Source organism: Pseudomonas baetica (genome assembly GCF_019733355.1).
Taxonomy (GTDB): domain Bacteria; phylum Pseudomonadota; class Gammaproteobacteria; order Pseudomonadales; family Pseudomonadaceae; genus Aquipseudomonas; species Aquipseudomonas baetica_A.
The window spans coordinates 19,053-33,749 of the sequence record NZ_JAIHLQ010000044.1; the positions used below are offsets into that span (position 1 = coordinate 19,053).

Annotated in this window: 15 protein-coding genes; 7 read left to right on the forward strand and 8 right to left on the reverse strand. The window is 60.6% G+C overall.

Annotated elements, in window-relative coordinates:
- The first annotated feature begins 1 nt into the window (after window position 1).
- The 4 genes from K5E40_RS28690 to K5E40_RS28705 all read left to right on the forward strand — a co-directional run bounded on the left by K5E40_RS28690 (window position 2) and on the right by K5E40_RS28705 (window position 4,967).
- A complete protein-coding gene (locus tag K5E40_RS28690; RefSeq protein ID WP_007952909.1) occupies window positions 2-1,060 on the forward strand; it encodes an alpha-ketoacid dehydrogenase subunit beta in 1,059 nt (352 codons plus the stop codon).
- The gene (locus K5E40_RS28695; protein ID WP_221733613.1) at window positions 1,061-2,335 is read left to right on the forward strand and encodes a dihydrolipoamide acetyltransferase family protein; all 1,275 of its coding nucleotides are present in this window, start codon (window positions 1,061-1,063) and stop codon (window positions 2,333-2,335) included.
- A 7-nt stretch (window positions 2,336-2,342) separates the two neighbouring features.
- Window positions 2,343-3,716, forward strand: coding sequence for a dihydrolipoyl dehydrogenase (lpdA, locus tag K5E40_RS28700; protein WP_221733614.1), 1,374 nt, complete (start codon window positions 2,343-2,345; stop codon window positions 3,714-3,716).
- A gap of 231 nt (window positions 3,717-3,947) precedes the next feature.
- Window positions 3,948-4,967: a branched-chain amino acid aminotransferase gene (locus K5E40_RS28705; RefSeq protein WP_221733615.1), complete on the forward strand. Its 1,020-nt coding sequence runs from the start codon at window positions 3,948-3,950 to the stop codon at window positions 4,965-4,967.
- Between the two features lie 62 nt (window positions 4,968-5,029).
- Here K5E40_RS28705 and K5E40_RS28710 read toward each other — a convergent pair whose 3' ends face one another.
- The 3 genes from K5E40_RS28710 to K5E40_RS28720 all read right to left on the reverse strand — a co-directional run bounded on the left by K5E40_RS28710 (window position 5,030) and on the right by K5E40_RS28720 (window position 7,921).
- Window positions 5,030-5,851 carry a TIGR03915 family putative DNA repair protein gene (locus tag K5E40_RS28710; protein WP_221733616.1) on the reverse strand — a complete coding sequence of 274 codons (822 nt, stop codon included), beginning with the start codon at window positions 5,849-5,851 and terminating at the stop codon, window positions 5,030-5,032.
- Window positions 5,848-7,068 (reverse strand): putative DNA modification/repair radical SAM protein, encoded by a 1,221-nt coding sequence (locus tag K5E40_RS28715; protein ID WP_221733617.1) that lies wholly within the window; start codon window positions 7,066-7,068, stop codon window positions 5,848-5,850. Before K5E40_RS28715 ends, K5E40_RS28710 begins: the two co-directional genes overlap by 4 nt.
- A gap of 94 nt (window positions 7,069-7,162) precedes the next feature.
- Window positions 7,163-7,921: a helix-turn-helix transcriptional regulator gene (locus K5E40_RS28720; protein WP_221733618.1), complete on the reverse strand. Its 759-nt coding sequence runs from the start codon at window positions 7,919-7,921 to the stop codon at window positions 7,163-7,165.
- 78 nt (window positions 7,922-7,999) lie between these two features.
- Between K5E40_RS28720 and K5E40_RS28725 the strand changes: the two genes are divergently transcribed.
- Window positions 8,000-9,109 (forward strand): cytochrome P450, encoded by a 1,110-nt coding sequence (locus K5E40_RS28725; RefSeq protein WP_221733619.1) that lies wholly within the window; start codon window positions 8,000-8,002, stop codon window positions 9,107-9,109.
- On the opposite strand, the gene dmeF is transcribed toward K5E40_RS28725, so the two are convergent.
- From dmeF to K5E40_RS28745, 4 genes are all read right to left on the reverse strand, one after another.
- Window positions 9,106-10,035, reverse strand: a complete 930-nt coding sequence (gene dmeF / locus K5E40_RS28730; protein ID WP_221733620.1) for a CDF family Co(II)/Ni(II) efflux transporter DmeF — start codon at window positions 10,033-10,035, stop codon at window positions 9,106-9,108. The genes K5E40_RS28725 and dmeF overlap by 4 nt on opposite strands.
- An 11-nt stretch (window positions 10,036-10,046) precedes the next feature.
- Entirely contained in the window at window positions 10,047-10,322 is a 276-nt protein-coding gene (locus K5E40_RS28735) for a metal/formaldehyde-sensitive transcriptional repressor (protein ID WP_042559693.1), read from the reverse strand.
- 174 nt (window positions 10,323-10,496) lie between these two features.
- Window positions 10,497-11,765 (reverse strand): Nramp family divalent metal transporter, encoded by a 1,269-nt coding sequence (locus K5E40_RS28740; protein ID WP_409339153.1) that lies wholly within the window; start codon window positions 11,763-11,765, stop codon window positions 10,497-10,499.
- A 113-nt stretch (window positions 11,766-11,878) separates the two neighbouring features.
- The gene (locus K5E40_RS28745; protein WP_221733622.1) at window positions 11,879-12,418 is read right to left on the reverse strand and encodes a chalcone isomerase family protein; all 540 of its coding nucleotides are present in this window, start codon (window positions 12,416-12,418) and stop codon (window positions 11,879-11,881) included.
- 145 nt (window positions 12,419-12,563) lie between these two features.
- Here K5E40_RS28745 and K5E40_RS28750 point away from each other — a divergent pair, with 145 nt between their 5' ends.
- Window positions 12,564-13,337 (forward strand): hypothetical protein, encoded by a 774-nt coding sequence (locus tag K5E40_RS28750; RefSeq protein WP_221733623.1) that lies wholly within the window; start codon window positions 12,564-12,566, stop codon window positions 13,335-13,337.
- An 84-nt stretch (window positions 13,338-13,421) separates the two neighbouring features.
- Entirely contained in the window at window positions 13,422-13,985 is a 564-nt protein-coding gene (locus K5E40_RS28755; protein WP_221733624.1) for a hypothetical protein, read from the forward strand.
- Here the strand turns inward: K5E40_RS28755 and K5E40_RS28760 are convergent.
- Entirely contained in the window at window positions 13,975-14,691 is a 717-nt protein-coding gene (locus K5E40_RS28760) for an alpha/beta hydrolase (RefSeq protein WP_221733625.1), read from the reverse strand. The genes K5E40_RS28755 and K5E40_RS28760 overlap by 11 nt on opposite strands.
- Window positions 14,692-14,697: the final 6 nt, after the last annotated feature.

Here is a 14,697-nt window from a genome sequence, read left to right on the forward strand (position 1 = left end):
CATGAACGATCACAACAACAATATTCAGTTGGAAACCGCCATGACCACGACCACCATGACCATGATCCAGGCCCTGCGCTCGGCCATGGATGTGATGCTTGAGCGTGATGACAACGTCGTCGTGTTCGGTCAGGACGTCGGCTATTTCGGTGGTGTGTTCCGTTGCACCGAAGGCTTGCAAACCAAGTACGGCACCTCGCGAGTATTCGACGCGCCGATCTCCGAAAGCGGCATCGTCGGCGTCGCCGTCGGCATGGGCGCTTACGGTCTGCGCCCGGTGGCCGAGATCCAGTTCGCCGACTATGTCTACCCGGCTTCCGACCAGATCATTTCCGAAGCGGCGCGCCTGCGTTACCGCTCGGCTGGCGAGTTCACCGCACCGATGACCCTGCGCATGCCTTGCGGTGGCGGCATCTACGGCGGCCAGACCCACAGCCAGAGCATCGAGGCGATGTTCACTCAAGTCTGCGGCCTGCGCACCGTCATGCCATCCAACCCGTATGACGCCAAGGGCCTGCTGATCGCCTCCATCGAAAACGATGACCCGGTGATCTTTCTTGAGCCAAAGCGCCTGTACAACGGCCCGTTCGATGGGCACCACGACCGCCCGGTCACGCCGTGGTCAAAACATCCCGCCGCACAAGTGCCGGACGGCTACTACACCGTGCCGCTGGACGTCGCCGCGATCACCCGTCCGGGCAAGGATGTGACCGTGCTGACCTACGGCACCACCGTTTATGTGTCGCAAGTCGCCGCTGAAGAGAGCGGTGTCGACGCCGAAGTCATCGACCTGCGCAGCCTGTGGCCGCTGGATCTGGAAACCATCGTCAAGTCGGTGAAGAAAACCGGGCGCTGCGTGGTGGTCCACGAAGCCACCCGCACCTGCGGTTTCGGCGCCGAGCTGGTGTCGCTGGTGCAAGAGCATTGCTTCCATCACCTGGAAGCGCCAATCGAACGCGTCACCGGTTGGGACACCCCCTACCCGCACGCGCAAGAGTGGGCGTATTTCCCTGGGCCGTCCCGAGTGGGTGCGGCGCTGAAACGGGTCATGGAGGTCTGAATGGGCACGCACGTTATCAAGATGCCGGACATCGGCGAAGGCATCGCAGAAGTAGAACTGTCGCAATGGCACGTCAAGGTGGGCGATCTGGTCGTTGAAGATCAGGTGCTGGCCGATGTGATGACCGACAAGGCGATGGTCGATATTCCGTCGCCGGTACACGGTAAGGTCATTGCGCTCGGCGGTCAGCCGGGCGAAGTGATGGCAGTCGGCAGTGTGCTGATCAGCATTGAAGTGGAAGGCGCGGGTAACTTGAAAGAGTCCGCACCCCCTGCCCCCGTCAAAGAGGCAGCGGTTGCCGTACCTGCGAAAGCCGAAACTCCCGTTGAAAACAAATCCGCCGCCGCAGCGCGTCCAGCCCCTGCCTGCCAAGGCCCGATGGTCGCCCGTGAGGCCGATGAACGCCCGCTGGCCTCACCGGCCGTGCGTAAACATGCACTGGATCTGGGTATTCAATTGCGTCTGGTACGCGGCACTGGCCCGGCCGGCCGCGTCTTGCACGACGACCTCGAAGCCTATCTGGCGCAAGGTCAATCCAACGCCTCGGCGCCTGCATCGGCGGCCTACGCCCAGCGTCACGACGAAGAGCAGATTCAAGTGATCGGCATGCGCCGCAAGATCGCCCAGCGCATGCAGGACGCCACTCAGCGTGCCGCGCACTTCAGCTATGTCGAAGAAATCGACGTCACCGCGATCGAAGAACTGCGCGTGCATCTGAATGAAAAGCACGGGGCGAACCGTGGCAAGTTGACCTTGCTGCCATTTCTGGTACGCGCTCTGGTGGTTGCCCTGCGCGACTTCCCGCAGATGAACGCCCGTTACGATGACGAAGCCCAGGTCATCAACCGCCTCGGCGCAGTGCATGTCGGCGTCGCCACGCAAAGCGATGTCGGCCTGATGGTGCCGGTGGTGCGTCACGCCGAGGCGCGCAGCCTGTGGGACAGCGCCGCTGAAATTTCGCGCCTGGCCAACGCGGCACGCCATGGCAAGGCCAGCCGTGATGAACTGTCAGGTTCGACCATCACCCTGACCAGCCTCGGGGCGCTGGGTGGCATCGTCAGCACGCCGGTGCTGAACCTGCCGGAAGTGGCAATCGTCGGCGTCAACAAAATCGTCGAGCGGCCAATGGTCGTCAAAGGCCAGGTGGTGATCCGCAAGATGATGAACCTCTCCAGCTCCTTCGATCACCGTGTGGTCGATGGCATGGACGCGGCGCTCTTCATCCAGGCCATCCGTGGCTTGCTCGAACAACCCGCCACTTTGTTTGTGGAGTAAGGCGCGCATGCAAACTTTGAACACCACGCTGCTGATCATCGGCGGCGGCCCCGGCGGTTATGTGACGGCGATTCGCGCCGGACAACTGGGTATAGCGACGATACTGGTCGAAGGCCAATCGCTGGGCGGCACCTGCCTGAACATCGGCTGCATTCCGTCGAAGGCACTGATCCATGTGGCTGAGCAGTTTCATCAGACTCAGCATCACCATCAGCATTCGGCGCTGGGCATCAGCGTTTCGGCACCGACGCTGGACATTAACAAGAGCGTCGAGTGGAAGGATGGCATTGTTGATCGCCTGACCACAGGCGTCGCCGCCCTGCTGAAAAAGAACAAGGTTCAAGTCATCCAAGGCTGGGCCGACGTCATCGACGGCAAAACCGTCGAAGTGGCTGGCACTCGCATCCAGTGCGAACACTTGGTGCTCGCCACCGGTTCCACCAGCGTTAACTTGCCGATCCTGCCCATTGGCGGTCCGATCATTTCCTCCACCGAAGCACTGGCGCCAAAGTCAGTGCCCAAGCGTTTGGTGGTGGTCGGTGGCGGTTACATCGGTCTGGAGTTGGGTATTGCTTATCGCAAGCTCGGTGCCGAGGTCAGTGTGGTCGAAGCACAGGATCGCATCCTGCCGGCCTACGACGCCGAACTGACGCAACCGGTGCACGAAGCGCTGAAGCAACTGGGCGTAAAACTGTATCTCAAGCACAGTGTTCTGGGTTTCGACGGCACTTTGCAGGTGCGTGATCCGAACGGCGACACCCTGAATCTGGAAACCGATCAGGTGCTGGTCGCAGTCGGTCGCAAACCCAACACTCAGGGCTGGAACCTCGAAGCGCTGAATCTGCAGATGAACGGCTCGGCGATCAAGATCGACAGCCGCTGCCAGACCAGCATGCGCAACGTCTACGCCATCGGGGACCTGAGCGGCGAGCCAATGCTGGCTCACCGCGCCATGGCTCAAGGCGAAATGGTCGCCGAGCTGATCAGCGGCAAAACCCGCGAATTCAACCCGACCGCCATCGCTGCCGTGTGCTTCACCGACCCGGAACTGGTGGTGGTCGGCAAGACGCCGGACGAGGCCAAGACAGCCGGGCTGGACTGCATCGTTGCCAGCTTCCCGTTCGCCGCCAATGGCCGGGCGATGACTCTGGAGTCGAAAAGCGGCTTTGTGCGGGTGGTCGCTCGTCGGGACAATCATGTAATTGTCGGCTGGCAGGCGGTGGGTGTCGGCGTTTCCGAATTGTCGACTGCGTTTGCGCAGAGCCTGGAAATGGGCGCGCGCCTGGAAGACATTGGTGGCACGATTCACGCGCATCCGACACTGGGTGAAGCGGTGCAGGAAGCGGCGTTGCGTGCCCTTGGACATGCGTTGCATCTGTAAAGGAGGGTGGCAGTGATGGCCTCTTCGCGAGCAAGCCCGCTCCCACTGGGGGAATGCATTTCAAATGTGTGCGGGCTTGGTGGCGAATTCTTGAGGCCAACACGATTTATCTGTCTGTCATCCGATAGTCCGGGCTGCGAAACCGCTCAAGAATGAAGTATTGTTGTGCCCATCCAAAAAACGTCAGAAGCCTTGAACCGTTTCGACGGTTGTTCAGTGATAGAGGGTGTCATGGGTAACGAAAGCATCAATTGGGACAAGCTGGGTTTTGACTACATCAAGACCGACAAACGCTATCTGTCGTACTTTCGCGATGGCGAGTGGGACAAAGGCACCCTGACCGAAGATAACGTGCTGCACATCAGCGAAGGCTCGACGGCCCTTCACTATGGCCAGCAGTGCTTCGAAGGCATGAAGGCCTATCGTTGCAAGGACGGTTCGATCAACCTGTTCCGCCCGGACCAGAATGCCCTGCGTATGCAACGCAGCTGCGCGCGTCTGCTGATGCCAATGGTGGAAACCGAGCAGTTCATCGAAGCCTGTAAGGCTGTGGTTCGCGCCAACGAGCGTTTCATCCCGCCGTACGGCACTGGCGGCGCGCTGTACCTGCGTCCGTTCGTGATCGGTGTGGGTGACAACATCGGCGTGCGTACTGCTCCCGAGTTCATCTTCTCGATCTTCTGCATCCCCGTTGGCGCCTACTTCAAAGGCGGCCTGACCCCGCACAACTTCCAGATTTCCAGCTACGACCGCGCCGCCCCACAAGGCACCGGTGCAGCCAAGGTCGGCGGTAACTACGCGGCCAGCCTGATGCCCGGTTCCAAAGCGAAGCAGGCCCACTTCGCCGACGCTATCTATCTGGATCCGATGACCCACACCAAGATCGAGGAAGTCGGTTCGGCCAACTTCTTCGGGATCACCCAGGACAACAAATTCGTGACCCCGAAGTCGCCATCGGTACTGCCGGGCATCACTCGTCTGTCGCTGATCGAACTGGCCAAATCGCGTCTGGGCCTGGAAGTGGTTGAAGGTGATGTGCTGATCGACAAGCTCTCCGACTTCAAGGAAGCCGGCGCTTGCGGCACTGCTGCCGTGATCACCCCGATCGGTGGCATCAGCTACAACGACCATCTGCACGTATTCCACAGCGAAACCGAAGTCGGCCCGGTGACCCAGAAGCTCTACAAAGAGCTGACCGGCGTGCAAACCGGCGACATCGAAGCGCCAGCGGGCTGGATCGTCAAGGTTTGATCTAACCGCTGATGTACGAAAGCCCCCGCGGAGTGATCCGTGGGGGCTTTTTATTTGATCTTTTATTTATGCGCAATACGTTTACCCGACCGACCAGCAATCCCGCTCGCTTGCCCATCCTGTTGCTTGCCCATGCGCGCCTGAGTAATAAGCCCGGGAATCAACTCCCCCTCCGGCAGGTTCTTCCAGAAGCGCACCGGCAAATGCCCTTGCATGACTTTTGGATTCAACCGCGCCGGGTTGAAGATGTGGCTGTAATAGGTCAACCAGAGATCGCCATGCGGATCATCGACGTTCTGCGCCAATTGCTGCCACTCCACGGGGCACCGGCGCTGATGAATCAATTGTTCGCCGTCGTAATACACCCCATCACGGGGTGTGGCAATCAACCAGCGATGGCGGCCCATGCGTGCGACGAAATGCTCACTGGCGCGGTGCAGGATGTCGTGGGCCGGTTCATGCCACGCCACGTATTGCGGCCCTGGCAGATCTTTCGGTCGCTCGATGAAGCGCACGAATGCATGGAGGTGATGCGCTTCGCGCTGTACTTGCTTGATCCGTCGCTGCAATTCACTGCCCAGTTTGTCGCCCGCCATCATCGCCGTGCGGTCGCCATGACTGACGCGCCACAACACTTCATACAGCAGGCTCCAGCGCTGATCGCCCCGATAACTGGCCGCACGCTCCAGGGTGTCGAGCAAGGTACGCGGGATGCGTGCCTGAAACGGCCCTTGGCCTTTAGGCACAGACTGGTCGCCGGCAAACAGATCGCCCACCCCTTCCGAGGCCCAGCTCACCAGGCTCGGATCGATTTCATGGCTCAGTAACCAGCGAGCCTGTTGCCGCCAGGTGTCGAACAGGTCATCGCAATCCAGATCGATCATCCCCACAACCCCATCTGTTGCGGCATCGGCCGGTCGCGCAATTGCTGATACAGCATATGACTGGTGACCTCGGCTTGCTGCGGATGGTAATCGCTGGTGATGATGAACGGCTTGGCTTTGGCCAGTACGCACCGCATGCGCGCCACGTCCTCGTAGCGAATCCGCCGCTGTCGGCGCAGCTCCACCAGGCGTTCGGTGGTGCGCAGGCCAATGCCGGGAATACGGGCGATCAGGGCCGGTTCAGCACGATTGAGGTCCAGCGGAAACACCTCGCGATTCTGCAACGCCCACGCCAGTTTCGGATCGATATCCAGCGCCAGATTCCCCGGCCCCTTGAGCAGCTCACCGGCGCTATAGCCATAGCTGCGCAAGAGAAAATCGGCCTGATACAACCGATGCTCACGCATCAAGGGGGGCGCAGCAAGCGGTACGCTTTTCGGGCTGTCGGGGATCGGACTGAACGCCGAATAGTAAACCCGGCGCAGCCGGAAGTTGCCGTACAACGCCTGCGCACTGTGGAGGATGGTGCTGTCGTCGGTGTCATCGGCCCCGACGATCATCTGGGTGCTTTGTCCGGCCGGCGCGAATTTAGGCGCGCGTGGTTCGTTGCGCACGGTCTGCTCACCGGTGTAGATGGTCTGCATCGCCTGTTTGATCGAGACAATCTGTTTCTCCGGCGCCAGGGTTTGCAGGCTGGCATCGGTGGGCAACTCGATGTTGACGCTCAAGCGATCAGCGTAACGTCCGGCCTCCTCGATCAGCGCCGGGTCGGCTTCGGGAATGGTCTTGAGGTGGATGTAACCGCGAAACTCGTGCTCTTCACGCAGAAGCTTCGCAACCCGCACCAGTTGCTCCATGGTGTAGTCCGCCGAACGGATGATCCCGGAGCTGAGAAACAGCCCGCTGACACAGTTGCGCCGATAGAAATCCAGGGTCAACGCCACGACTTCTTCCGGCGTGAAACGGGCACGCGGCACGTCGCTGGAACGGCGGTTGACGCAGTATTGGCAGTCATAAAGACAGAAATTGGTCAGCAGAATCTTCAGCAGCGAGACGCAGCGCCCGTCCGGCGTGTAGCTGTGGCAAATGCCCATGCCATCGGTCGAGCCTAATCCGCTCTTGCCCTCGGAACTGCGCTTGGGCGCACCGCTGCTCGCGCAGGATGCGTCGTACTTGGCGGCGTCGGCGAGGATGCTGAGCTTGTCGATGATTTGCATGGCGAAGGCTCTTTACTGGTTGCATATACAGTATCGAGTCTATTGGATTGGCACAAGCTGCAAAAACAGATCAAAAGATCGCAGCCTACGGCAGCTAAAGGGGAACGCTGTGATCTGCAGGCGTTGCCGCGACTTGCGATTTTTTGATCTTTGCTTGCGCCGCCAACTCGATACCGAATCGCGCACTGAGCGCTCTGTGCCCCGCTGCTGTCAGCGCCAATGCCCGACTGTCCAGATCCTGCGTCACCCATTTGCGCTCCAACGCTGTTTGCAGCAGCGCAGCGCCCAGCGAACCCCCCAAGTGCGGCCGGCGCATGCTCCAGTCCAGGCACGGGCAGGCAAACTTGCGGCGCAGTGCATTCAAGTTCTGCACTTCAATACCCAACCCTGCAAATAACGCCGCGCCACTGTCACTCAAGCGATACGCCTGCTCGTCGGTATCCACCAGCCACCCGGCATCGATCAAACGGTCATGCAGCAACACCGCCAACGTTCCGGCCATGTGGTCGTAACAGGTGCGGGCAAATTGCAGGCGATCCGGCGTGTCCGGCTTGAAGGTCGGCGCGGCGCTCTGGCCAATCACCATCAGGGCTTCCAACGCCCGGGCGACGCGTTTGTCGGCGAGGCTGTAATAACGATGGCGGCCCTGCACATGCAGTCGCACCAACGCCAGATCCTTCAGTTTGCTCAGGTGCGCGCTGGCGGTGGACGCACTGACTTCGCCGATAGCCGCCAGCTCCGTGCTGGTGCGGGCGTGACCGTCCATCAGCGCGCAGAGGATTTTCGTCCGGGCCGGTTCCGCGATGGCGGCGGCCACTTGCGAGACGCCGATGTCTTGATGTTCTGCGTGCATATTTCGCTCCCCGACGAATCATCGCCGTTACGGACTGGAGATAGTAGCAACACTTTCCCCTCCGACAAGGCTACAAACATGGACCCGATCATCGCTGCGACTCATGCCGACCCCTACCCGTATTACGAAACACTGCGCGCCGAGGGTGGGCTGATGTTTCATCCCGAACTGAAATTGTGGGTCGCCAGCACAGCCCGTGCAGTTTGTGCGGTACTGGCTCATGCCGAGTGTCGGGTGCGTCCGGCACACGAGCCGGTGCCCAAAGCGATTGCCGAGGGCATGGCCGGTAAAGTCTTCGGCCAGTTGATGCGGATGAACGAGGACGAACACCAGCGCTGTCCACGTTCGGCCATCGAGCCGGCATTGACGCTGATCAACAGCGGTGAAGTTCAGGCGTTGGTGAACGCACGCCTGATCTGCGCGAACGCCGATGGCGTACACAAAGCCATGTTCAGGGGGCCGGTCTGTGTGGTCGCGGTGTTGCTCGGGTTCGCTCCCGCACAGGCTCGGGCAATCAGTGAGTTGACCGGGGATTTTGTCGCGTGCCTGTCACCGTTGAGCAATGACGTGCAACTGGCGGCCGCCCACGCAGCGGCGCAGCAGTTGCACGGATATTTCACTGAGTTGCTCGCCGGCCCGCGGGAGCAAACGACTTTGCTTGCCGGCATCACGCAGCGATTCGAGGGGAGCGAGCAAACCCTGATCGCCAACCTGATCGGTCTCTGTTCACAGACGTTTGAAGCGTGCGCAGGATTGATCGGCAATGCGCTGGTGGCTTTGCGGCGAGCGCCAGCGCTACGCACAGCCTCCATTGAGGCGCTACTGGCTGAAGTGCAGCGCTTCGACCCTGCGGTGCAGAACACCCGGCGATTTGTCGCGACCTCCTGCGACATCGACGGGATTCGCCTTGAGGCGGGCGAGGTGATTGTGCTGCTACTGGCCTCGGCCAACCGTGATCCTGCACTCAATGAAAACCCCGACCGGTTTGCACTGGATCGCCCCAACCGCCGCAGTTTCAGTTTTGGCAGCGGTCGCCATCAGTGTCCGGGGCAAGCGCTGGCGATGACGATTGCCAGCGCAACGGTCAAGGCAATCGTCGATCTCGGCATCGATCTTGATCGCCTGAGCTGGCACTACCGCCCTTCTCTTAACGGGCGCATTCCACTGTTCAGCGAGGTACAGCGTTAGGCGCTGTGCAATTCGATGGTCAGGTGCGATAGCTCATGCACCGGCGCCAGCCGTTCGCGAACGGCCTCAGCGGTGATACCTGCACTTGCCACCACGCTGACAATCGCCGCCCGCGCCTGCGGGCCGACCTGCCAGACGTGCAGATCGCTGATCCGCATATCGCCCGAGGTTTCCAACAACTCCCGGATTTCGGCGGCCACCGGCTCATCGGTGGCGTCGAGCAATACGGCAGCGCTGTCACGCATCAGGTTGTAGGCCCATTTGGCGATGACAATGGCGCCGACAATACCCATGGCCGGGTCCAGCCACACCCAGCCGAGATAGCGCCCGGCCAGCAACGCGGCAATCGCCAGCACCGACGTCAGGGCGTCGGCCAGCACATGGACGTAAGCCGAACGCAGGTTGTTGTCGTGATGGTGATGATGATCGTGACCGTGGTCGTGATGATGCCCATGGTCATGACCGTGGTGCCCCATCAGCAAAAAAGCGCTGACCAGATTCACCGCCAGCCCCACCACTGCAATCACCGTCGCCTCGCCAAATGCCACGCTGGTGGGCTGGAACAGCCGCACAATGGACTCACCGGCAATCGCCAGTGACACCAGACCGAGCACCATGGCCGAGGCGAATCCTGCCAGGTCACCGACCTTGCCGGTACCGAAACTGTAGCGGCGGTTGTTGGCATTACGCCGGGCAAAACCGTAGGCCGCCGCCGCAATGCCCAACGCGCCGGCATGGGTCGCCATGTGGAAACCGTCGGCCAACAGCGCCATGGAACCGGTGATGTAACCTGCGGCGATTTCGCCAATCATCATCACAAAGGTCAGCACCACCACCCATAACGTGCGACGGGCATTGTCGTCGTGGGAGGCGCCAAGAAACTGGTGATCGTGGCTGAACGGGTCAGCCTTGGAGGTCAGGGTCATGATATGGCGCTCTATTTGGAGTAGCGACGGATGGCTTGCAACAGGTCTTCTGCGCCTTGGGCACGCGCCTCGTCGCTGAGATCAGGATGGGCCACATGTTCGCGGGTGTGGGCTTCGATAAATTGCTCCATCAAGCCATTGACCGCGCCGCGAATCGCCGCCACCAGGTGCAACGTCTTGGCGCAGTCGGCGTCCCCTTCCAGCGCCTTCTCCACCGCTTGAACCTGTCCGGCAATGCGCCTTACGCGGTTAAGCAGTTCGTCTTTGTGTTCGTGGATGTGCGACATACCTATACCCCCTACCCCTATATGACGGGCATATTCACCGATTGCATCGGCAGGGGCAAGGTGGTTGTGGAAAGAGAAGACGAATGGACCTCACGGCAAGCCTCAAACGCCCCCCTACATCGCATGGGCGGGCTTGCTCGCGAAGGTGTTCGAATTGATTACTCAGTCAGACGCTCAGACCGCCAACTGCAAAATCAGCCAGCTATTGGCCCCGCTGATCAGCACAAACAAGCCCCACGCCAGCACACGGGTCGGCCAGCGGTTCACGAATGGCCCCATCAGTTTCTTGTCGTTGGTCATGCGAATCAGCGGATACAAGGCAAACGGCAGTTGCAGGCTCAACACCACCTGGCTGAGCACCAGCAGTTTGCCCACTGCGCCGTCACCCATGAGCCAAACACCGATGAACGCCGGAATCAGCGCCAGTCCTCGAGTGATCAGCCGCCGTTGCCAGCAGGGAATCCGCAGATTCAGGTATCCCTCCATGATCACCTGGCCGGCGATGGTGCCGGTAAAGGTCGAACTCTGCCCAGACGCGAGCAACGCCACACCGAACAGCACGCTGGCCAGCGCGCCGCCAACCAGTGGGTCCAGCAAGTGATAGGCATCCTGAATCTCTACTACGTCGGTATGACCGGACTGGTGAAAAGCGGCCGCCGCGAGGATCAGAATCGCCGCGTTGACCAACAACGCCAACGCCAGCGAACCGATGGTGTCGATGCGCGCAAGTTTCACCGCGTCCTGTTTGCTCGCCAGATCCTTACCGATCATTCGTGTCTGCACGATGGACGTGTGCAAATAAAGGTTATGCGGCATGACGGTGGCACCAAGAATGCCGATTGCCAGGTACAACGGCGCGGCGTCGCTGATGGCGGCCAGTGACGGTTTGAAGCCCTGAGCCACGTCCGGCCAGTACGGCTTGATCAGCAACAATTCAACGAAAAAACACACGCCAATGGTGGTGACCAACACCAGCATGATCGCTTCGAGGCGGCGGAACCCGCGATTCTGCAGGGCCAACACCAGCAACGTATCGAACGCTGTCAGCGCGATACCGAAAGTCAGCGAACAACCAAGCAACAAGTGAAACGCCAGCGCGCAACCAAGGACTTCGGCAAGGTCAGTGGCAATAATCGAGATCTCCGCCAACACCCATTGCAGCCGCGCCGTCGGGGTGCTGTAGCGCTCGCGGGACAATTGCGCCAGATCGCGGCCGGTGGCGATGCCCAGACGCGAACACAGGCATTGCACGACCATGCCTGCCAGACTCGCCAGCAGCACGACAAACAGCAGGCTGTAGCCAAACCGCGAACCCGCTTCGATTGCCGTCGCCCAGTTGCCCGGATCCATATAGCCGATCGACACCAGCAAGCCAGGGCCGGCGAAGCGCAGCACGCGCTTGAAAAACGAGGCATTGGGATCTACCGCAACGCTGCCAGCCACTTCCGGCGGGCAAAACGGCGCGGTGGCGATTTTGGGCAAGCTGAATTTCACGCACACATCCAGAAACAAGTCGAAAGACGCAGCTTAGACGTTTCGCCCCCTGTGATGAAAGCTCAAGATCCGGCCACACCCAGTAGTTGCTGACGCAATTCGGGACTGCGTGTACGTGGACTCAACCAGATATCAAAAAATGCGCGGGCGAACTGCGGGTCGTCGATTTCGTGCTGCAACTGTTGGCCAACAAAAAACCGCGCCCCCTGCCCCGGCAAATAAACCCCGGTAATGCGGGTGCCTGCGCGGACGTCGACGAACGCCTGCTGCATCTGCGTCTGCCAGACGGCCAGTTGCGCCGGGCTGATGGAAGAACCCGCCAGACGTTTGATCTCATCAACACTGGCCTCGACCAGATCGTCGCGAGAAATCTTGCGCAGGTAGATCAGCTCCAGGGCAAAGGGCTGCCCGTCCACCAGAGGCTGCGCGGCGCTCCACAGCCGCGCGTTATAAACGTCGAATCCAAACACACTGAAATCACCGGTGCCGATGATTTTGGCGCCAGGCACTTCGTCCTGCCAGTTGGCCCAGGCAGGTGCCACCAGCAAGGCCCACAAGCCGATGGCGCAGCACCCACGCCAGACATTCTGTGTTCTGCTCATCACGTCATCGACTCCGGCAAACCCTGATAGACGAAGCATAGCCTGTATGCCTCCGAGACTTTGTATACAAAAAATACCCACGTGTGCAGCAATCCACTGACAGCGATGCTACCGTGACCGCCTCTCACCGGACGGAGACACCTGCGTGCTGATCCTCAAGTTGCTGTTGATTCCCGGTTTTCTGCTGCTGATATCTTTGGCGGGTAAACGCTGGGGGCCGAGCGTGGCCGGGTGGCTGTCGGGGTTGCCGGTGGTCGTTGGGCCGATCCTGTTTTTCCTCGCCATCGAACAGGGCGCGCCGTTTGCCGCGCAATCAGCGGTGGCCGCTTTGTCAGCGATGTTCGCGATGATTGCGTTCTGCATCACCTACGCGCAGGTCGCGCAGCGGGCCAACTGGCCTTGGGCGTTGAGCATTTCCCTGACGGTCTGGGCCTTGCTGGCGCTGGTACTGTCACTGATTCCGGCATCAATGCCGTTTTCGGTGCTGGCGGCGGCGGTTGCCCTACTGGCGGCGCCCTACCTGTTTCCCAACGTGCAGCCGCCGCTCAGCAGTCCGGTTCCGAAGTCGGACAGATTGATCTGGCGGATGCTCGCCGGCGCTGCGCTGACGCTGGTGGTGACCATGCTCGCAAGTACCGTCGGCGAACGCTGGAGCGGCCTGCTTGCGGTGTTCCCGGTGCTTGGCAGTGTGATGGCGGTGTTTTCCCAGCAAACCCGTGGCCCTGAATTTACCGCCGCGCTGCTACGGGCGACCGCGACGGGGATGTATTCGTTTTCGGCGTTTTGTCTGGTCTCGGCACTGACATTGCCGAGCCTGGGCCTTGGTGGATTTGCCTTGGGAGTGGCGGTGTCGGTGGCAATGCTGGGCGTCACCAAGCGGCTACTGGCCCGCCCCGCCCCCAGGCAACAGACGCAATAACCCGTCAGACGAATCGCGCTGGAATGCCCTGCATGCTCCGTGGGATGATCGCCCGCCTCGCGCGACCATTCACCGGAGATTCCCATGTCATTGCTGAGCAAAAAAGCCGTCGTCCTGTTAGTCGCGGCTGTCGCCGGTCTCGGCGCCATCAACGCTCAGGCGGCCAAGCCCAAGGAAAAAGCCGCCACCGAGAAGGTCTCGATGCTGGGCGGCAAGTTCACCTTCGTGCTGCCCAAAGGCTTCGTTGCCGACCCGCTACCCGCTAGCCCGACCGGCGCCAAGGGCACCATGTACACCAACCAGGCGACTAAAACCGTGGTCATCGCCGCCGAAAACCAGATTCCCGAAGGCAACAACGTCAAGGACAACGACAGCGAGTTCCTCGACGGTAGCGTCTCTGACTTCATCGACGCCCAGCGCAAAGCCTTGCCGGACTTCAACAAACTCAGCGAAAAAAGCCTGACCCGCAAAGGCACTGGTCTGGGCCTGCGTCAGGTCGACAGCACCGCCACCCAGGGCGGCGGCCAGACGCTCAACACCACGTTGATGGCCGGTTCCGGTACGAAGATGGCACTGGTCCAGGTGATCTCGCGGGTCAGCGACAAGCAAGGTCACGATGCGCTGGTGAAAACCATCCTCAAGGATTGAGCTGCTGCAACCAGCCATTCAGATCCCGCAGTTCGGCCGCGCTGATGCTGTGGCCGACCCCGGGATAAGCGTGAAACTGCGGTGTGTACTTGAGCTTCTGCAGCCGCTCGTTGGCGGCAGTGCCGTCGCGATACGGCACGCGATCATCGGCGGTGCCATGGCCGATGAAGATGCTCAGCGGCAGCGGTTGTTGTTCAGGCTTGAGCTCGGTTTTCAACACCGGCAATAAACGCCCGCTCAACGCCGCGATGCCGCCCACGGCCACGGGTGGGCGCAGTCCCACCTCGTAGGTCATCATGGCGCCCTGACTGAAACCGATCAGGTACACCTTGTCCGGCGTGGTGTGATATTTCTTCGCCGCTTGCGCGACAAAATCCCTTAGCTTCTGACCGCTGACCTTCAGATCATCAGTCTCGCCGTTGTAGGCGCCTTCGCCTTTTTTGCGAAACCACTGGAATCGCCCTTCACCCAACGCCAACGGAGCCTGCACGGAGAGGTAGTTGTACTGCGCCGGCAGCTGGAATTTCATGCCGATCAGATCGGCCTCGTTACTGCCGTAGCCGTGCAGGAATATCACCAGCGGACGCGGATCGGCGTCTGGGTGAACTTGTTCGATGTACTTGAGCGGCAGATCGCTTTGCAGAGTGGTTTGAGCCTGAACAGCGCTGGACGCCAGCAGGGTCAACAGAGCAAACACCTTCAACATGAGTTT